The following is a 20,937-nucleotide window of genomic DNA, read 5'->3' on the forward strand; positions in this document are numbered from 1 at the left end:
TTGAGTTCCCTGTCAAAAGCCGGCATTTAGGTGCCGGCTTTTTTGTTACTCTTTTTGATGCCCCGCAAGGTCACTCTCATTACCATTCACCGACAGCATTAACGTTGTTTTCCCCGCTGAGTAAAACCGCCCAGCGAGCTGAGCCCAACAAAGAGGCTAACGGCATCAGAAATGAACTTGTTGCAGAATCACTAGGCTGTCACTCGCAGCATCGGGGCTATTTCATCCTGCAGCATTTCACACGCCCCCATAGACACCCCTCGTCCAGCATGATATTGATTGGCTTATCAGCGGATGCCGCAGCTTTGAGCTCGCGCCGCCCTCACACACCAAAATCAATAACGGACATATTGCCAATGGTTATGCAGGAAAAACTAACCCTCATCCAATCGTACATTCAGTGCTACAACGCGTTTGATATTGACGGCTTGCTCGCGCTGTTAAGCGACGACATCGTTTTTGAAAATGAATCCGGCGGCGAGATAAATGCGCGCACGCAAGGAAAAGAGGATTTTAGAAACTTGGCGTCACAGTCCGCAGCGTTATTCTCTGAACGCCAGCAGACCACCACCAATATTCAAATGCACAACGACAGAGCCACAGTGGACATCGACTATCGGGCCACGGTAGCGGCCGATTTAGACAATGGCCTTAAAGCCGGACAAGTATTGGAGCTGCAAGGCCAAACCTTGTTTGAGTTCAACCAAAATAAAATCAGTTACATCAAAGACATCAGCTGATGGCATGGCCCGGCGATGCCGGGCCAGTAGAGCGGTACTTAACCGCAAAACACCAAACGTACCGAGTCCAATAGCAGCTGTGACTCATCAATCGCCGCCAACACCGCATCGCGCTCTTGGCGCACATTCTCCAACATGGCTGGAGAAATATTGGCGTTGTGCTGGGCCAAGGAGCCCAGTCGAGCGATACGATCTTGATAGGCTTCTTCGGCTTTGCGCTTAGCAACAGACACCATTTTCCCAAGCTGTGCCGCGCCCATTTTCTCCAGCTTGTACAACAGCGGCTGAATTTCCTGCGCGCGCTGCTCCACCAATCCACGTGCGGTGGCACGCTTAAGTGGCAAGGCAAAGCCCGGCAGTGCTTCCGGCTCATTGACCTTTAAATCGCCCGTGGGTGTCATCATCAGGTGCATGGCATTGGGCGGTAGATAGCGCTCAACCTGCAGCGCCCGCGGCGCCGGGCAACTGGCGGTAAACTGCAACTGCAAGAACACATCGCCGGTGTCGTGAGGGTGATCTTCAATGTAACCGACTGCGGCATTGCCCGCCGGACTGGTGAGAATCAACTCCAGCGCTTGATCGATAAACGGGTGCTCCCAACTGAGGAACTGCACATCGTCGCGCGCCAATGCCACATCGCGACTGCTGGTGGCCATAAAGCCGTCAGCCGGCAAGTGCGGCATATCCGGTACCAACATGTGATCACCAGGCGCGATGGTGAAACATTCCCCCCCAAATCCGTCACCTCAATGCCAAAGGCGTCGGCAAACAGCTCGAGAAAATCGTTCAGCTCGGCTTCGTCTTCAATGTGGGTGATGGTCATCTCACGCGCTAAGGCTTTGGCTTTACCCGGACGGCAGGAGTGCATTTCCAGCAAGCGGTCGCGTCCCGATTCAAGCTGCTGCAGCAGTTGCTGGCGTTCACTGGCGATTTGCTCCAGCAGCGGCTGCAGGTCGCTATCGCTCAACACCGCTTCGGTGATGGCGTCGCGGTGCTGTTCCAACAAAGGCTGTGCCGCTGGGTTGGGTGCGCGGAACAGATCAAACCCTTGCTCCAGCACACTGGCCCAGCGCTGGCTGACGTGCCCTTGGTACACAGGAATATGAATTTGAATGTCGTGCTTCTGGCCAATGCGATCAAGGCGACCAATGCGCTGCTCCAGCAAGTCACAGTTAAATGGCAAGTCGAACAGCACCAAGTGGTGAGCGAACTGGAAGTTACGACCCTCACTGCCAATTTCCGAACATAAGAGCACACGCGCGCCTTGTTCGTGATCGGCAAAATACGCCGCAGCGCGATCGCGCTCGACCAGATCCATGTGCTCGTGGAACACGGCGGCAGGCAGTGCGTGCTGATCCCACAAATACGCTTCCAGATCGAGCACCGTCTGCGCTGAGTGACAGATCAAAATAACCTTGTCTTTGCCGGCGGCGGTTAACAGCTCTAACAGCCATGGCAGACGGCTGTCTTTACCACACCAGTTGAGCTTGCCTTTTTCCGGCACTAAGTCATCCAGACTGTGGTTGTCGGCAAACTCCGGCGCTGGCAACTCGCTGATGGTGGTCAGACGTTGTGGGAAGCCGCTAACGCCATGGCGAGTATTACGATATAGAGCACGGCCAGGGCCAAAGCGATCGATTAGCGCTTCCAGCTGGCGATCACTCGAATCGCTGTCGGCCAGATCTGGGAGTTTGTCCGCCAGCGCTTGCTGCTGCTCAGCGCTGAGTGGGGCATCGGTGCACAGCGCCGCTGCCAGATCCGCAATCGGCTGATACGCCTGTTGCTCCTGCAAGAATTTTTCAAGAGAAGGGTAGCGCTCTGGGTCGAGCAAACGCAGGCGGGCAAAGTGCCCCTCAACGCCGAGCTGCTCAGGCGTTGCCGTCAGCAACATGACCCCTTGAGTGCGGTAGGCCAGCGCCTCGACCAGCGTGTAAGCACTGTCTTGGCTGTCTTCGCTCCACTGCAGGTGATGCGCCTCATCGACGATGAGCATGTCCCAGCTGCTGCTCAGCGCGGCTTGCTGCAGCATGTCGTTGTCGGCCAGGGAAATCGGACAAATAAACAATTGGCCGTCGCTAAACAGGTGCTCGCCTTCGCTCAGCGAGCCGTGATTGATGACGTTAAAGCGCAAGTTAAAGCGGCGGATCATCTCCACCAGCCACTGATGCACCAAATGATCGGGCACCAGAATCAAGACACGCTGCAAACGCTGCTGCAACAACAACCGATGCAGCATCAGACCGGCTTCAATGGTTTTACCCAAGCCCACTTCGTCGGCCAATAAAACACGGGGAATGCTGTCTTGGGTGGCATGTTCTGAGATGTACAACTGATGCGGCAGCAAGCTGGTGCGAGCACCGAGCAAGCCATAAAACGGCCGCTGCCTAAGCTTACTCAGCTGCTGCATGGCTACCTGGCGCAGCTCATACAAATTATTACGATCAATCTGACCGGAGAACAGACGGTCGACCGGTCGGTTCAGCTGAATGCTGCCACTTAAATGCGTTTCGGGAACAATACGTTCACCGTCGCCATAAAAGACGATGTCATTTTGCTCATCGACCTCAGCCACCGTCATCACGGTGCCGTCTTGCAGTGGCACTTCGTCGCCGGCTTTAAAGATGACCCGCGTCAGCGGGGAGTTCTGGCAAGCATAGGTACGGCTTTCATCAATCACCGGGAAGTACACGGTCACCATGCGGAAGTCGACACTTTGAATAAGACCCAGTCCCAGGTCGGTTTCGGCTTCACTGATCCAGCGCTGGCCAACACTAAAGTCGCTCATCGTCTATTGCTGTCTTCTGTCTGTCGTTATGAAATGGCGGCGCAGTCTACCCGATGGGCGCTAAAAATCCCATGAGCGAGACAGGAATTGGGTAAAAATGGTGTGGAGTTAATGGTAGGGAGTGGTCAGGGCCACCGGTAAGCGGCCCACTGCAGCTAAGTCGGGTTGGCACTAGTCGGTAGTGATGACAATCTTCTTAACATCGTACTTTTTCACCAGCTTGCCAAATGCGCGCCGGTCTTTACCACACAAGGCGGCAGCGCGGGTAATGTTGCCATCCGCCAACTCCAGCATGTGCACCACGTAGCGCTTTTCGAACTGCTCAACCGCTAGACGTTTGTCATCGGCAAAGTTGTAGCCCTCTTCGCGGCTGGGTAAGGGCAGAATAGGCAGTGCCGACTCACTGTGGGCAGATGGTTCACATGCCGTTTCGTCCGCAGAGACATGGCTTTTACCTGGTTTCCCGCCGAGGGCGAAGTGCTCCAGCTCAATGCACTCACCCGGTGTCAACAGACACAAGCGATGCAGGGTGTTTTCCAACTCACGCACATTGCCCTGCCACGGCGATTCCACTAAGGCAGACATCAGGGCCGGACTAACACGCTTGAGCCCCAAGCCATACTGCGATGAAAACTGCCGTAAGAAATGCTCAACCAGAAGTGGAATGTCCTGGCGGCGTTCACGCAGCGGCGGCATGTGAACGGCCAGTATGTACAGGCGATAATACAAGTCACGACGGAAACTGCCGCGCTCGACGCATTGCAACAAGTCACAATTAGAAGAGGCGATCAAGCGCACATTGCAGCGGTAGGTCTTTTCAGACCCGACCGGGCGAAATTCGGACTCTTGCAAAAAACGCAGCAGTGCTCCTTGCGACGCCAATGACAAGCTGTCGATTTCATCCAGGAATAGCGTGCCTTGATCGGCTTCCATCAACAGGCCTTTTTTATCGTGCCGAGCGTCGGTAAAGGCACCGCGTTTGTGGCCAAATAACTCGCTGGCAAACAACTCGGTGGTCAGCGTCGCACAGTTCACCGCCACAAACGGGCGTGCTGAACGTTGTCCGGCGTAGTGCAATCCACGCGCTGCCAGCTCTTTTCCCGTTCCCGTTTCACCGGTCACCAGTACCGGCGCATCGTACTGCGCTTGAATCTGGATGCTGGCCAACGCGTGCTGCAACTGCGGCGACTGTCCAATGATATTCAGCCCCGCCACAGACTCACATCCCGTTGGTGGCGCTGACGGCAACGGCGGCTCATGACTGGGTAACAGCGCGGATGAGGGGAGTACGTGAGATGACGAGTCCGAAAGTAACATTGGATCCTCCATGAGAGATCGGGCGTTCTGTTATCCAGTGGTTGAACCGCACAGTTGCTGAGGCAGTCGTGTGGAATGACAGATTGGCAAGTTCGATGCCAGATACAGGAGGCTATCACAAGCCCCAGAAGCTTCCAGATTTCACCCTGATTTTCAAGCGATCGACTGGGGTTTGATGATTTATTGAGCGGGTGTTTTGCATCCCACCGGGGCGATCAGCACCCACCCACATTGCCTCAGTACTTTGGTGCTAGTGAGCACTCCTGCTCGCAGCAGCAGCCGTATAAAAAAGACGGCGACCAATAAATAACCCACTTGCGATAAAAGCGACACAGCCATCAGAAAAAGCACACCCAATTACACCCGGTGCTTTTTCACCCGATCGCGAACAATGTGACGCAAAAACACCCCACAGAAGACTAAAAAAGCGAAAAAACTGCAGAATTTCGGGAATTTTAATTTTGGCATCGGCGTTGCTAAGTCACTTCACGCAGTACCAGTTTACTTCCTCAACCTCAGTGATGGTGCCCACGTGAGCGAACACAACCAAAACGACCACAGCCTTTATGTGGCTAGGTTAATAGAGAATTACCTACAAGCTCATCCCGACGCAATGGACAGCTTTGAAGGCATCAGACGTTGGTGGATAACCGAACAAAAAGTTCACGAGTCTGCCTTCTCTGTAAAAAATGCTCTAGAAATTTTGCTCGATAAAGGCGTGGTGGAGGAAGTCGGGGGTGGCTTCTTTAAGTGCGCGGTCAAAGAAAAGTCCGCGCGTCATTAATGCAAGCCAACTGTCATTTAATTTTGTGAGGAAATAATTTTGGAAAGTGTACAGAAAAAACTATCCAGGGTTAGATCGCCAAGGGTACACATCACGTACGATGTGGAAATAGGCAACGCCATCGTGCAGCGCGAGCTGCCGCTCATCGTCGGCATACTGGCAGACCTGTCTGGCAATCCCAAAGACCCGCTGCCACCGCTGAAAGAGCGAGAGTTTGTTGATATCGATCGTGACAACTTTGACTCCGTCATGGAAGGCATCAACCCCCGGCTCACCATGAAAGTCAAAGATGTACTGGCTGACAAGGACGACGCCACCACCAATATTGAGCTGTTCTTCGGCTCCATTGATGATTTCTCGCCACTGCCACTGGTACAACGCATTCCAGTTACCGCAAAGCTGTATCAAGGGCGCATTCATTTGCGTGACTTCCTGGCCAAGCTGGATGGTAACGACGCTCTCGACGATTTAATGACGCAGTTGCTTGGCGATGAGGCGCTGCAAAAAGAAGTCACTGGCGTGTACGACGGCGCTGAGGATTTATCCGCCGTTGAGCCCAGCGACTTTATGAAAAAGCTGATGGACGAAGGCGGCATGGTTCTGGACGAATCGCAACGGCCTTATGCGCTGTCGTTGATTGGTCAGTTTGCGCTCGATATTTTGTCCGATAATAGCAAGCAAAAAGAGGGCGATGCGGCGGATCGCATGAACGATCGCATCTCTGAGATCGACAACCTTCTGACTCAGCAGATCAATCTGGTGATGCACGAAGAAGGCTTCCAACAGCTCGAATCCTCTTGGCGCGGCCTGCATTATCTGGTGATGAACACAGAAACCAGCACGCATTTAAAACTGCGTTTGCTCAATGTGTCCAAGCGCGATTTATTAAAAGACCTGCAAAAAGCCTCTGAGTTTGACCAAAGCGCGTTATTTAAAAAGGTCTACGAAGAAGAATTCGGCACCTACGGTGGCGACCCGTTCAGCGTTTTACTGGGCGACTACGAGTTTGGCCGCCACCCTGAAGACGTGGAGCTGTTGGAGAAAATCTCCGGTGTGGCCGCTGCTGCGCACGCGCCGTTTATCAGCGCTGCCTACGCCAAGCTGTTTGACCTGCAGGACTACTTCCGCCTGTCTCAGCCACGAGATCTGTCGAAGATATTTGAAAGTGCCGAGTTGATTAAATGGCGTAGTTTCCGCGACAGTGAAGATTCGCGCTACGTTTCGCTCACCTTGCCCAAGGTGTTGCTGCGCTTGCCATACGGTCCAGAAACCGTGGTCGTAGAAGGTTTTGATTTCCATGAGGACGTGGATGGCACCGACGCATCACGTTATTTGTGGGGCAACCCTGCCTTTATTCTCGGCCAGCGTATTACCAACGCCTTTTCCAAACACGGCTGGCTTGCCGCCATTCGCGGAGTAGAAGGCGGTGGCTTGGTGGAAGGTTTGCCGGCCCACACCTTTAAAACCGCCGCAGGAGATGTGCGCCTGACGTGTCCGACGCAGGTGGCCATCACCGACCGGCGCGAAAAAGAGCTGAATGACCTGGGTTTTATGGCCATTTTGCACTGCAAAGGCACGGACAAAGCGGCGTTCTTTGGCGGTCAAACCACCAACAACCCGAAGAAGTACAACACCGACGAAGCCAATGCCAATGCCCGCACCTCGGCGATGTTGCCGTATGTTCTCAATGCCTCGCGCTTTGCGCATTACATTAAGGTCATCATGCGCGACAAAATTGGCTCTTTTTTAACCAAGGACAATGTGTCGGACTACCTCAACACCTGGATCGCTAACTATGTGTTGATTGACGACGGCGCCGCCAATGAAATCAAAGCGCGCTACCCACTGCGTGAAGCGCGTATCGATGTCACCGACGTACCAGGGAAGCCGGGTTCCTATAAGGCCATCGTGTTCCTTAAGCCACATTTCCAACTGGAAGAGTTGTCCACCTCCATTCGTTTGGTAGCGGATATTCCTGGCTAATGCCGGTTTAGAGCAATTTTTAAACATTTTTGGAGCACAATATGGATCTTATTTTATTAGAGCTGGGCGACGCCGCTCTGACCAAACCGAAAGGCAATGACGTTGCCGCCGGCGGCTCACTGATCGACGGTTTGGCGGAAAGTTCGGCCGACTGGCAAGCCGTTACCGCCAACCCTGGCAACCTGGGGTTTGATGCCACCAAGTGTGTGGAACTGGTGTCCATCAACCAGGGCATTCAACAGCAAGTCACCACCGACGTCAGTAATAGCGCGCGCACATCAGGGCGCCCAATCATCTCCGATTTTACCTGTGTGAAATACGTGGATGTGACCTCACCTAAATTGTACGAGCACTGTCTGAAAGCGAAATTGTTGGATGCCAGCGGCGCCCCGTGTCGCATTCACGTCCTGCGCAACTCTGGCGATCGCCTCAACCTGTTAATGCAATTTGAGCTGACCCAGGTATTGATCAGCGAAATTCAGTTCCAATCCCACCCCAACGATATGGCCACGGAGCAGTTCAAACTGAACTTCACCGAAATATCCTGGGTGCATTGCTTGCAGGGACCAGGGCTGGAAAACAAAGGTCATGTGGCAACCGGCTGGAGCGTGGTACGCAATCGTCCCATCGCACCAGGCAGCTACACCTTGTAATAACGCTAGGAGGCGACATGAACCGGACGTTACTGGAAAAACTCGACGAGCGCTGTCATCAACAAACTACGCGGCAATCCATTTGCCATCAGGTACAGCGTATTTTGACGACTCGCAGTTATCGCCGCGCAGGCCAGGCGTCCGGTGCCTATGTCACCGCTTTTGGTATCCCAGAATTACTCGATCAGTACGCTGGCGACAGCGCTGCTCACCAGAAGTATCAAGACATCATCAAACAGCAAGTGCTGGCACTGGAGCCACGTCTCAACGACGTCGAGGTGAAATCCATTCAGTCGTCATCACTGCAAGCCAGCTGCCAGCTGGTATTGCACACCGAGCAGGGGTCCATCGAAGAAGTATTCTTCTTCTAATACGAGGGCAGCATGAGCGCAGACATTCGCAATTTTCAACAAGAACTGACCGCTATGCGCCAATCCGTAGCGGCGTTCAGCGACGCGTATCCGGCCGTCGCCTCAGAATTGCGACTCAGCGCCGGGCATTCGGCCGACCCCCACGTCGAGCAATTATTGCAATCGTTTGCTTGGCTGACGGCCCGGTTGCGCTCGGACATGGAACGCCAGCGCTATGAGACACCGAATCACTTATTGCTGAGTTTGTATCCAAATTTAATGCGTTCGGTGCCCAGCATGGCCATTATGCAGGCCAATGTATTGAGTGACGGCGCCAGTTTTATTAACGGCTATCAACTGGAAAAAGGCCGTATTTTCAGCGCTCAAAGCAAATCGCGGCGGTTAGGGGAAAGCCTGGACCAAAAATCCGTCGAGTGCCGGATGCAATGTTGCTATGACACGCCGTTGTGGCCATTTGAAATCACCGACATCGCGACCAAACCCAAGAATCTGTTTCCGTATTTGGATCAGCGTGCCAACGTGCAAGGCGTTGTGTCTATTCGTATTCGCAGCAACGGCACCGACCCGATTTATGAGTACCCGTTGGAGCGTTTGCGTTTTTTCATCAACAGCCCAGAGCTGCGCGCTCCTTTGCATCAGCTGCTCAGCAACAATTTTGGCGGTGCGGCATTGCGTGTGGGCGAGCAGTTTATCCCATTAACCGACGCCAACATTAATTGGGTCGGGTTTGATGCTGAGCAAAACGTACTGCCGCAACCGTTGGGCAGCCATGAAGGTTACCGGCTGCTGCAGGAGTACTTCTACTTCCCGGAAAAATACTACTTTTTCGAACTGAGCGGCATCGAAGCGCAACACATTACCGACGAATTTGAGCTGCTGCTGTTTTTAGAGCGCACCGATTTACTGCCCGCTATTCACCCCAATAGCTTGTCGATCAACAGCTTTCCCGTCATTAACTTATTCCCGGCTACTTTTAAGCCTGTACAGCTCGATCACAGTCGCTATGAGTACCGCTTATTGGCCGACGAAAGCCAATATGGCCAAAGCGAAGTGCACAGTGTCAACGAGGTAAAAATTCTATCGGCCGATGGCACGGTGCGCCGCGCAGAAGCATGGCTAGGCGGTGACGGAGCCTGTTCGCCGGCGCAGCAACTGCGTTATCTGACTCGCTTGGTTGCGCCGATATCGCCATCGACGCAAGGCTGCGACACCATGGTGGCGTTGCAGGATCAACAATTAAAACCGGCCATGCCGGTCGATCAAACACTCAGTGCCAAGGGCTTATGCAGCAACCGCAACCTAGGCGAATCCCTGCGCGTGGGTGATCGTATGCAGCTGGTGGGGGCAGGAGCAATGCAACACGCTCAGCTGGTAACACGGCCGACATTGTTTAAGCCCGCTCGCCTGGTGGGCGAGTCGATGGTGCAACTGCTGTCGCAACTGCACTTAAATTTGCGCTCGTTGGTGAATGGCTCCAGCGACGAGGTGCTGCAACGCCTGCGTCAATTGCTGTTTTTGCACAGTGACCCGATGAATCCGTCGCACAACAAGCAAATCAACGGCATCGTCGCGATCGAGGCGCGTAGCTCGGTTAAATGTTTAGGCCCAGACGCTTGGCGCGGGCATTTTCGCGGCACACAACTGGCACTGACCTTGGACGAAAATGGCTTTGATGGTGCCGACCCACTGCTACTGGGTGAAACCCTGAGTCATTTTTTGGGCTTATACACCACGCCCAATCATTTCACCCAATTGACCCTATTCAGCTATCAACGTGAAGGAGTGTGGAAGCAATGGCATCCGCGTATTGGCGAACAGGTCATTCTGTAAGCACTCTGCTGCAAAGCCCCGGCGTTGGCTGGGACTTTTTGCAGCTGGTGCGCTTATTACTCACCGCAGCCAATGCCGATGAGTACGACCAACCGACGGTCATCAACGACCAGGCGCTGCTGCAGCGTTTAACCGAGCAAGTGCAATTTGGTTTGTCGTTGGACGCGGATTTCCCGCCCGGTGAAGTTCGCCATCTGGATTATCAAGAACACCAGCCAACTGAGCTGGTGCCCATTCACGGCGGCTTAATTGCCCCAGACGGGCCTTTACCTGAGCCATTTGTAGAATGGCTGCGCGAACTGAGCGAGCAGGGCGAAGAGGCCATGCTGCAGTTTTTGGGTTTGTTTAATCAGCGTTTATTGGCGCTGCGCTATTTGGTCAATCGTGATCAATCGCCCACGTTAATCGACACCAACGCTGAGCAAAGTCACAGCGGTGCCTTACTGTTGGCACTGTGCGGCCATGATGGCCACAACCAAGATGTCGATCACGACTTGGCGCTGGCCGGATTGCTGGCTAATTGCCGCATGTCACTGCCGATCATTCGCCATTTATTGGCCTTTTCGCTGGGCTTACAACTGCGCGAAATGCGCAGCTTAGAAGGTGGCTGGGTCACCATTGATGACAGCGATTACACCTACTTAGGTGAACAACATGCTTGCGTACTGGGCAGCAACAGCGTGCTCGGGCGGCAAGTATGGGACCAGCATAAAAGCATACACCTGATCATCGGGCCAGTGGACTGGCCGCGCCTGCAGCAGCTGGTGCCCGGCGGCGAGGATCACCAACAGCTGGTCGCCGTGATTCAGCGCATCACAGATTGTCATTTTGACTGCCGCATCAGTTTATTTTGCCCGCAAGTGCAAATCCCCGATCTCAAGCTGGGGCACATGAGTGCGCCGATGTCGCTGGGCTTAACAGCCTTTTTACCAATTTCCTGGCAACCGTCGTCGGATGAGTTTCAGCACAGTCTGGCCGGCGATGAAGTGGAGGTAAGTTTTATGGTGGAGAGCAGCTTATGAACCGAACACAGCCCATACGCACAGCGCTGTTATTGCTAATAACTGCCGTAACACTGGTCGCCTGTTCCTCCAACGACGTTAAACCGCCAGCCAATGAATTAACCCGCATTGATCTAGAAGCCAGCGCAGACAGCAATCGTAACGTTGCCACGGCACTCGACTTGGTCTTTATCAATGACGATCAGGTGGCCACCTTATTGGCCGAGTTAAACGGCCCGCAATGGTTTGAGCGTAAAACTGAATTGACCATGCGCTACGCCAGCGCAATAACCGTTGTCAGCTTCGAAGTGGTGCCGTTAACGCTGAGCAACAACGTCGCTTTGCCAACGGATCACAGCGATGCCAAACGCATTTTGCTGTTTGCCAATTACCTCGGTAGCCAAGGGCAATACGTCTCGGAATTGTCGCAGTTTCATCATTTAAAAATTCGACTGTTACGCGATCGCTATGCGCTGATCGACGTCGCCACAGTCGCCCGTGAGCAGGACTAACAGATGACCATATTATCCACTGGCCAAAGCAGTTTGATTCGCTCCGCCGCCAATGACGATGGCAACCAACCACGCATTCCCAACCCGATTTGCTGGCATCAGGGCATGCTGCTATCGCCCCAGCATTTTCAGCAAAACCATCTGTATTGGGAGGAGCAGCTGCGTCAACGTTTGTCGCTATTGCAACCGCATTATTGGGGTGTGGGTGAGTTAGTGATTGACGAAGCAGCGCTGTTAGAGGGCCAGGTGAATATTCAGCGTTTGGTGGCGGTGATGCCAGACGGACTGCTGATTGATTACCGCAGCAGTGAAGAAGATCGGCTGCAACTGACGCTTGACGCCGACCTCAGCGAAGGGCCTGCCACGGTGCAGTTAGCGGTGCCCATCCATGTTGCCGGCAGCGCCAGCGGGCGTAGTGAAATTCAGCGCTACGTCAGCCGAGAAGACCGTCCGCGAGTGGATGAAAATACCGGTGACAATGAGATCGTAATGCCGCGTTTGGTACCGAGGTTGTCGCTGCAATTGGGCGATAAGGTCAGCAACCGCTATGTCGGCCTACCACTGTTCCGCGTCGCACAACCAGAGGGCGGTAATATTCAAATCGACGGTGAGTACTCGCCGCCATTACTGACCGTTGCCGCCGATGCCTTTCGCAGCTCGGCAGAGGGCTCTGCAACACGCTCAATCGCGCAGCTGTGCCAACAGCTGGCGGTATCCATTCGCCAAAAAGCGCGCCAGCTGGCTGGTTTATCGGAGGAAGGCGAGCATTTAGGGCGCAACATTGCCCAGCGCCACCACCGCTGGATACGCGCCATGGTGCAAGAACTGGCGAGCTTCGAGTTGGCGGCGGGTACCACCATCACGTCCCCCTATGAGCTGTATCAAAGCCTGATACGACTGGCCGGACCCATCAGCGAACTGGACCCCAACGCCATTCCGCCGGTGTTTAAACCTTACATCCATGACAATGCCTTGCCCGGTTTTAAACAGGTGGTTCGTTACGTCCATCAACAAGTCAGTCGGGTTAATTTGAATTACACCACCTTGAGCTTTGATGAAGAGCGCAGCGGCTACTTTACCCTGGAATTCGACAAAGCGTGGGAAGGGCGCGATCTGATCATTGAGCTCAAACCACAAGGCCGAGGCTCCAGTGATGGCCTGGTGCATTGGCTCGGTGCCAGCCGCATTGCCTCGGCCAATGTGCACAAAGTGCTGATGCAGCGTCGCTTATTGGGTGCCAAAAGCCATCGCATCGCGCGCGATGAAAAAAGTGACATTGAACCAGCGCAAGGCAATGTTCTGTTTCGCGTTAAAGCTGACAAGCAACTCATTCGCTCTGGCGCCAAGTTGGTGATTGTCTGTACCAGCGAGCAGCTTAAAACTGAGCAGCCTGCCTCAATTCTTCTACACATGCCGCATGAGTAGCTTATGAAGCAGAGCACCCCTTGGTCGTCCCACGATGCATTAACCGACCCCTGCGGTAGCGGCGATCCTGTGCGTCTGATGAGTCACTTTTATCAGCACGTCGTCACCATCAAACAAGGGCTGGAGAGCGGTGAACTGGAAGACGACATCAGCCAGCAACTGAAATTAAATCGCACCCCCAGCGATGAAGAGCTGGCCGATGCCATTGCCAACCGTTTGCAACGCTGGATAGAGCGCTGCGCCAAACAATTGCGCAAGCAATTAACCGAGCGTGAATATCGCCTGGTGTTTGAGGCCATGTTTGTCATGGTGGCGCTGGTCGACGAACTGCTGATTTTTAACATCGACTGGCGCGGCCGCCATATCTGGCAAAACACGCCGCTGGAGGTGCGAATTTTCCGCAGCAGTTATGCCGGTGAACGATTTTTTGCAGGCGTTGCACGGCTGTTAAAGCAACGCAGCTGGGACAGTCAGCAGCAAAATTTGGCTGCGGTCTATCTGTTTGCTATGCGCCTTGGGTTCTGTGGCTGTTTTCGCGATCAGCCGAAAAAACTGCAGCACGTGCGTTTGCAACTGTACAAGCGCATCAGCACGTCGGGGCAACTGCAACAGCTGTGCCCGGGCGCCTATCAAAATGTGTTGTCTGCCAGTGAAGAAAAACGCCTCGCGCCGCTGGGCGCCTGGTATCGACTGATGGCGTTGGGACTGATCACGTATTTAGGCGTGAGCTGGGGAATTTGGCTGGCCGTTAAAGGAACTTGGCTATGAGACGCATATCTGCAACGCAGTCTGACATGGCGCAGGTGGGAGTACAGAAACATGGGTAGTTCGTGGCAGCAAACACTAGCCCAGGGGTGGCAGCATCTGGTTATGCAAACCCAGTCTTTATGGCAGGCACTGCTGCAACGCTTGGACCCTATGATCGTTCAGCTTGAGCCGATTTGGAGCGATCCGTTATGGCAGTTTATTGGCCTGATCATTGCCGCATTATTGCTGACCTGGCTGCTGTTTAAACTCGGTCAGATGCTGTGGGATGTGTTGCTGTCGTCGGCCTCGGCCATCAGCCACGCGTTGGGTAAACCGGTTTCCTGGCTGGAAAAACGCTTGCAGGCAAGACGTCAGCGCCAGCAACAGCAGCAAGCGCAACAAAGCGCTAAGTGGCAGTGGTTAAATAAAGTACATATTCGCCAAGGCATCGACGTCATTCGCTACCTGACAACACGCCGCGATTGGCGCTATCGCAGCCAATGGTATTTGCTGTCCGGGCTGGATGACAGTGGTAAAAGTCATTGGGTCGACAGTGTCTCACACACCACACGTACGCACCTGTTAGCACGAGAAAAACAGCTGATCAGCGAAGGCAGTCACTGGCGCTTCTTTGATCAAGGCGCCGTCATTGAAGTCGAAAACGAACGCCGCTTTACCGCCATCGTTGATCTGCTGAATTTCTATCGCCCAGAGCGGCCAATTGATGGGGTCATTTTAACCCTTTCCGCCCCGCAATTATTGTCCGCTACTGAGCCCGCTCTACAGCGCCAGTTAGGCGAACGTTTGTACCAGCAATTATGGGACATTCAGCAAAAGACCGGGTTTGTTGTACCTGTGTATATCCAGCTGACCCAGTGCGACCATGTCGCGGGGTTTGAAGCCTTTTGGCAGGCTCGCAGCAGCGGTGCTGGCAGCGAAATGTTTGGCTGGTCCAACCCGTATCGTATGGATGAGGCTTTTTCAGCCGATTGGATTGACGAAGCGTTCACATCCTTAGTCGACGGCGTGCGAGCAGGGCAGTTGGCCGCCTCTGCCGCCGGCAAAGACATTCAGGACATCGACGCCTTTATGCTGTTCGATCGCGAATTGATGCAGCTGCATGCACCTTTGCGCGCTATTTTGACCCACACCTTTACACGCAGCAGCTTTCAAGACGCACTGCCGCTGAGAGGCATTTGGCTCAGTGGCTTGGTCGACGATCGTATCGCTCTAACGGAAGACTTTTTCACCTATAAATTGTGGCCTGAGGCCAACTTGGCGTATCCACTGGAGCAACGGCGTTTTTCTGGTAACCGTGTGTTGCGACGGATGCAATACGCATCTCTGGCCACGCTACTATTTTTATGTCTATCACTGCTCGCCAACACCCACAGTTTGTTTGAATACAGCCACAAAGCCGAGTCGTTGTGGCTGCAAATCAGCGAACGTGACGATCGCTACTGCGACGCTCTCGGCGAGCACACTTGGTGGTTGCTCGACAGCCTCAGCACCATGAGCGAACAACCCTATACCTTGGCAATTCCCGCATCCTGGGGCGGCGGCCAGTTACCCGAACTGCAAAAAGCCGTCACCCAGCGCATACTGCCGCAACATCTGTTTCCTGGGCTGGAATGTCGCCTGCGCGTTAAAGCCGATGCCTTGCGCAATGATCATTCTAAACCGGTAGAGCGCAGCGCTGACCTTAAACAAGCGGAAAAGCGTTTGATCGATTTTGCTACCGCTCTGCAGCAGTATCAGCAGGCCCAAGCAGCGTTTACTCATCTAGCCAGCCCAAGCGCCAACAACGATACCGGCAAAACCCTGCGTCATTTGCTGGATTATCTGTATGACACCAGCATTCCCTCGACCATCGACTTTGAAAGTCCATTGATTGCCGCAGCGATTAACGACGGCTTTTACGACCACAACATCAAGCAGCATGAGATTTTAGAGCCCGAGCGACAATTAAATCAGCTCAATCATCTTGCCACTGCGGTGCATGAGCGGCTGTTGGAGAAAACCCTGTCGCCACCGATTCCACAGTTGCAACGCGCGTTTCTAGCGCTCAGTGACCCCGACTATTTTCACTCCAATAAGGACATGGACGAGGCACTGGACAACTTCGAGTCGTGGGCGGAATTTATTCAGCATCATTGGCTGATGTCTGGCAGCCACAACAGTCCGTGCGGGCGCACGCTGGAAAAACTGACGGTATTGACGCAACAGCTTCAAAACGCGGGCTACCCACAATTATTGCTCGACGCCACTTTGCATCATTTTCAAGCGCCGCAGTGCGACACCTACTTGCGCCAGCGGCTGGAAAAAATGCACATTTCACCCATTGGGGACATGTTCGAATACGGCAGCAGCGGCAAGCTGGTCATGACCCAAACGCTGGAAGACTGGGTGCACGAATTAGAAGCACTGCAGTCGCTACCACTGATCGCTAAACCGGCAGCAGATAATGAGCCGCCTGCCAGCGGCGGCTCCACCTCCGACGGCCACAGCCTAGTGGTGGCCTGGCACCGCAATACACTAATCGAAGCCTTGGATGCGATCCTGGCGTATCAGGCATTTCAGCGCCAATGGTGGCCGTCGTCGACGACCGCCGAAGAGCCATTTTACGCTGCCGCAGTCGACAAGCACTTACAGCAAATGGTCGGCGCCTTGATCAATAATTCGCAAGTGTTCATGGTGCAAAACACCTCCCAGGCAGTATTTGACAGTGGCGATGCCGAAGCCGATTTGGCCGCCAGTGTGAACAGTTTTCAAAGTGCCAACACCGCCATCAAACAGCTGATGGCGGTATTAAAACAGCAAGGTGACGACGCCAATCTGGCGCTGCTGAAAAATGCCAGCCAGCGCTTTGCACGCCAACAATTAAAACAACTGGATCAGCTGGTCAGTAACGATCGTTTGTATCTGCCATTGCGTTCACCGCAGTGGGCCAGTGAAAACTTTGCCGCCGCGCTGTTCAGCTATTCAACCGCTGCAGAAATGGACAGCTACCTGCAAAATCAGCGGCAGCGGGTCAGCTATATGGCGACCTTGTACGCCAAACCCTTGGTGGGCTTTTTAGTCGACACAGATGGCGTCAACAGCACCGATACCGTAGCCAATCGCTGGCTGGATACCTTGCGTGATATGCAACGCTATCAACGCCAAGAACCGGGCAATCACATCAGTGAACTGGAAACCTTTGCCGGCTCAGAGTTGGTGAAGTTATCGGCGGATGACTGCAATCAATGGCTGCAGCAGCCGATCACGGCTCATCGCTCCGGCGGTTTGTTCGCCGCACGCCACTACCGCATCGAACAGCAGGTGCGCAGCTATTGTCAGCAGTTCGGTAAAAATACCGTGATTAAACGCTACTTAGCGCTGGCCGAGCGCTTTAATAAAGAGCTGGCAGGACAATTCCCATTTGCCAGCCTCGATCAAGCCGGCCGCAGCGATCTGCAACCGCATGTATTGGCAGCGTTTCTAGAGGACTACCGCGCCATTTGGGCAGCGCCAGTGCAAGGCAAATCATTGCTACAAGGTCTCGACGAGCTGGTGGATGCACAGCCACAGTTGGCGTTGGATAGCTGGTTGGATTTTGTCAAACAACTCGATCAACTGGCGCTGTTGTGGCAGCAAGCGTCTGACGACAGCGGTGCATTAGCGCTGGGGTTGGAGGTCGAGTTTGCCGCCTTGCCACAGCAATCTCTGGGTATGCGGCAAATCGTACAGTGGACACTGAACAGTGGTCATGAGTCGCTGGTATTTCCCAATGGTGTGAGTCAGACCCACTGGACCCCCGGTGACGACTTGCAGCTGCGCCTGCGTTGGGCCAGCGGCTCGGAATTCCGCCCGGTACGCAATACCGAACACCCTGTGCAAGTAGATGACAGTCAACGCAGTGCCGTGTTTAGCAGCCAAGGGCGCTGGGGCTTGTTTGAATGGTGGCAGCGTTTTGCCAGCCCTGGCAAAGGCCAAGCGGCGCAGCTCACCTTTGAAGTGCCCGTTGCCGGACAGATCATAAAACAGCCTCACAATGCCGATGACACAGACCAAGAAAAAACTCCGTCGTCTTATCTCAGCAAAGTGAATTTATTGGTCAGTGTGAGCGCCACTCACAAGGGCCAAAAAATACCCGTAACGGTGCCTGCACAACTGCCAACCTTGGCGCCAGGCATACCTGGCGATCAGTCTTTGCCCGGAGGAAAGAACCTTGCGTCTACCCAATAATCTGAGCGCTGGCGAAAACCCTGAGCTCAATGACTACATCAAATCGTTTTATGGCCAAAGTCTGGACGACCTGATGGCGCCGATTGCCGACAACGCCGTGGGTGAATCCGTGCGTCACAACGGCGTCTACTTTGCCATCAAAGAAGCTCGCCGAGCGGACGATCCAACTCTACCGCAAGGCGTGTGGACCCATGAGCTGAAAACCGCAGATTGGGAGCAGGTCGAGAAGACCGCCATCAACGCTCTGTGCCATAAAAGCAAGGATTTGCAGCTCGGCGTTTGGTTAATGGAGTCCAGTATTCATCGCTACGGCTTTGCTGGCATCGCACCAGCTGCCATGGTGATTCGCCATTTGTGCCAAGCCTATTGGGACACCATGCATCCGCAAATGGAAGACGGCGACATTGAGTTTCGCACCAACCCGATTAACTGGATAAACGAAAAGCTGTCATTGCAACTGCGTCTGGTGCCCATCACCCACGCGGATATCGACGGCATCGAAATGTCCTGGAGCGACTGGGAAAATACCCAGCGCTATGAACAATTAAAACGCCAGCAAAGTGAACCCATTGATTGGAATGGGCCCACCACAGAAGCGTTCAAACACCACATGGCGGCCACCGGCAAAGATTTTTTATTGGCCCTGAGCGAGCAAGTTAGCGATGGCGAGCGTGCCATCGATGAACTTACCGAATGGCTCGACACAGCCTGTGGCAACGACAGCCCCAGTTTGACTGAAATTAGCCATTTACTGCGCGACATAAAAGTAATGACCAATGGCGAACTGCAGCGCCGTGGCGTGCAGCTGGCGCCAGCCAGCACGGAGGATGCGTCATCGGAGCAGGATGCTGGCCAGCTGCCGCCCGCAGCGGGCGGGGGCGATGGTGGCAATGGCCCACTCAACAGTCGCGCCGATGCCTTCGCGTTATTGTACAAAGCAGCAGAGTTTTTAATGCGCGATGATCCGCACAGCCCGGTGCCGTACTTGGTCTACACCGCGTGCGCCTGGGGTGAAAAATCAGCGCCCGATTTGTATCAGGAACTGTTTTTACAAAAAGGCGGGCAGCTCAATATTTTTGACGTGATGGGCCTAGAAACCAGTGAATAAAATCCAGTGAATAAAATCCAGTGATTAAAAACTAGCGAATAAATACAGACCAAAGCTAACGCAAAAAAACACCAAACACATTAAAACGTGAAAGGAGTCATACCATGCCAGAACATAGAGCCAGTGCCGGAGCAATGCGCGCCATGATTGGGCGAGGCGGGCGCACCATCGATGATGCTTCTAGCCAAAGAAGCATAGTGAGTCGAAATGGCCGTACGCAAATGGAGGTGGTACGGCACCGGAGCAACAGTGTCACCAATTTTCATATGCACGGCAGACGCATGGGCGCGATCACACACACTGACCGCAGAGGCAGAACCTATCGTATGAACGCATTCCAGCATAATAATCAGACTCGGGCGCTGACCCGCCAAGCACACGGCTACTAAACAGTGCAGCCAGCGTCATCAGATCAAATGCCAGCCGACCATGCGCTGTTGCAACAGGCGTTGCAGCAGCCGGTGTCGGCGCTGCAGCGGCTGGAGCTGATGCTGTTTGTGCGTGAAACCGCGCAGCTGCACGGGCAACCACAACAACTTTTCAAGCAAAAGCCGCCAACCAGCTCAGCTCAAGAAAATGACTGGTCACTGCTGTGCCAGCTGTGTCACAAGCTGTGCGACTGGCCCGGTTTGATTCAGCTATTAGCAGCCAGCGGCGATTCAGGCGACATGGCACTCTGTGCGTTAGCCCACCTGCGCATGGGTCAGTGGTACGAAGCCGAGCAACAGTTGCAGCGCTTGCGTATTGCCAAGCCAAACATAGAAACATCACATCTCGAAGTGGCTGCCACGGTCAGCAACCTATTGCTGCACAGTTTTTGTTTGCACAGCGATCAAGGCTTGCTGTTGCGACCATTGCAGGCTTTTGATTTATCCGACTTTTGTTGGCAATACAGTACCGATATCGCCGAGCGCTGTAATTTGCCCGACTTTGAATCCGATCGGCATTGGCACCACTGGCTATCAGAAAGCCAAGCAGACCCAAGGCAGTGGGTGTTCGCCATTATTCATCCGGCGTTTGGTTTTATTGGCTCAGTGGCGCTGGAAATCCATAACGACAATGGTTTTTTCTACTACTGGATCGGCGCCGATTTTCAAGGTCAGGGGTTTGGGCCCGATGCTGCCCGCAGTGCCATGCATTGGGCCGCTGACACGCAAGGCGTACAGCACTGGTTTGCCAAAGTTTACGACCACAATTGGCCGTCATTAAAAGCCATACAGCAATTAGGCTTCCAGCCAATGGCGTGCTCGTTGGCGTGTCCTTTTGACAACGAAGTGCTGTTTTCACTAAGCGACATTACCTGCCAGGTCGGCCTGTTTGATCGCCTGCAGCAGCTGATGGTCGATATGGACTGCGACTATCAGCTCGTCCCTTGGGCGGGCGCTTTTATTCGTTAATCACAACCACTTGGAGGGTTATCGCTCGCTTGCACACTCGCTTGTAAACCAGCTTGC

General features: G+C 53.9%; 14 protein-coding genes and 1 pseudogene. 13 read left to right on the top strand and 2 right to left on the bottom strand.

The window, feature by feature from the left end; all coding sequences use genetic code 11:
* Positions 1-362: 362 nt before the first annotated feature.
* On the top strand, positions 363-740 hold the full coding sequence (locus tag CHH28_RS14545; protein WP_199243915.1) for a nuclear transport factor 2 family protein: 378 nt from the start codon (positions 363-365) through the stop codon (positions 738-740).
* A gap of 38 nt (positions 741-778) precedes the next feature.
* On the opposite strand, the pseudogene rapA reads toward CHH28_RS14545, so the two are convergent.
* Together rapA and CHH28_RS14560 are read right to left on the bottom strand one after the other, a co-directional pair.
* Positions 779-3,525: pseudogene (gene rapA, locus CHH28_RS14555) on the bottom strand (RNA polymerase-associated protein RapA).
* 171 nt (positions 3,526-3,696) lie between these two features.
* On the bottom strand, positions 3,697-4,842 hold the full coding sequence (locus CHH28_RS14560; protein WP_094060994.1) for a sigma-54 interaction domain-containing protein: 1,146 nt from the start codon (positions 4,840-4,842) through the stop codon (positions 3,697-3,699).
* A 532-nt stretch (positions 4,843-5,374) separates the two neighbouring features.
* Here CHH28_RS14560 and CHH28_RS14565 point away from each other — a divergent pair.
* From CHH28_RS14565 to CHH28_RS14625, 12 genes are all read left to right on the top strand, one after another.
* Complete coding sequence (locus CHH28_RS14565; protein ID WP_094060995.1) at positions 5,375-5,626, top strand: hypothetical protein; 252 nt, start codon at positions 5,375-5,377, stop codon at positions 5,624-5,626.
* Between the two features lie 39 nt (positions 5,627-5,665).
* A complete protein-coding gene (tssC, locus tag CHH28_RS14570; protein ID WP_094060996.1) occupies positions 5,666-7,609 on the top strand; it encodes a type VI secretion system contractile sheath large subunit in 1,944 nt (647 codons plus the stop codon).
* A 41-nt stretch (positions 7,610-7,650) separates the two neighbouring features.
* Complete coding sequence (locus CHH28_RS14575; RefSeq protein ID WP_094060997.1) at positions 7,651-8,262, top strand: type VI secretion system tube protein Hcp; 612 nt, start codon at positions 7,651-7,653, stop codon at positions 8,260-8,262.
* Between the two features lie 17 nt (positions 8,263-8,279).
* Positions 8,280-8,633, top strand: a complete 354-nt coding sequence (locus CHH28_RS14580; protein ID WP_094060998.1) for a GPW/gp25 family protein — start codon at positions 8,280-8,282, stop codon at positions 8,631-8,633.
* A 12-nt stretch (positions 8,634-8,645) separates the two neighbouring features.
* Positions 8,646-10,463: a type VI secretion system baseplate subunit TssF gene (gene tssF, locus CHH28_RS14585; protein WP_094060999.1), complete on the top strand. Its 1,818-nt coding sequence runs from the start codon at positions 8,646-8,648 to the stop codon at positions 10,461-10,463.
* Positions 10,427-11,485, top strand: a complete 1,059-nt coding sequence (tssG, locus tag CHH28_RS14590) for a type VI secretion system baseplate subunit TssG (protein WP_094061000.1) — start codon at positions 10,427-10,429, stop codon at positions 11,483-11,485. The genes tssF and tssG overlap by 37 nt, the downstream gene beginning before the upstream one ends.
* A complete protein-coding gene (locus CHH28_RS14595; protein WP_094061001.1) occupies positions 11,482-11,976 on the top strand; it encodes a hypothetical protein in 495 nt (164 codons plus the stop codon). The genes tssG and CHH28_RS14595 overlap by 4 nt, the downstream gene beginning before the upstream one ends.
* A 3-nt stretch (positions 11,977-11,979) precedes the next feature.
* On the top strand, positions 11,980-13,401 hold the full coding sequence (tssK, locus tag CHH28_RS14600) for a type VI secretion system baseplate subunit TssK (protein WP_094061002.1): 1,422 nt from the start codon (positions 11,980-11,982) through the stop codon (positions 13,399-13,401).
* A 3-nt stretch (positions 13,402-13,404) separates the two neighbouring features.
* Positions 13,405-14,169 (top strand): DotU family type IV/VI secretion system protein, encoded by a 765-nt coding sequence (locus CHH28_RS14605; RefSeq protein WP_094061003.1) that lies wholly within the window; start codon positions 13,405-13,407, stop codon positions 14,167-14,169.
* Between the two features lie 51 nt (positions 14,170-14,220).
* Positions 14,221-18,375, top strand: coding sequence for a type VI secretion system protein (locus tag CHH28_RS14610; RefSeq protein ID WP_094061004.1), 4,155 nt, complete (start codon positions 14,221-14,223; stop codon positions 18,373-18,375).
* Positions 18,359-19,483, top strand: coding sequence for a type VI secretion system protein TssA (tssA, locus tag CHH28_RS14615; RefSeq protein WP_199243916.1), 1,125 nt, complete (start codon positions 18,359-18,361; stop codon positions 19,481-19,483). Before CHH28_RS14610 ends, tssA begins: the two co-directional genes overlap by 17 nt.
* A gap of 416 nt (positions 19,484-19,899) precedes the next feature.
* Positions 19,900-20,880: a GNAT family N-acetyltransferase gene (locus CHH28_RS14625; RefSeq protein ID WP_094061006.1), complete on the top strand. Its 981-nt coding sequence runs from the start codon at positions 19,900-19,902 to the stop codon at positions 20,878-20,880.
* Positions 20,881-20,937: the final 57 nt, after the last annotated feature.

It is taken from the genome of Bacterioplanes sanyensis (genome assembly GCF_002237535.1).
In the GTDB taxonomy this organism is placed as follows: domain Bacteria; phylum Pseudomonadota; class Gammaproteobacteria; order Pseudomonadales; family Oceanobacteraceae; genus Bacterioplanes; species Bacterioplanes sanyensis_A.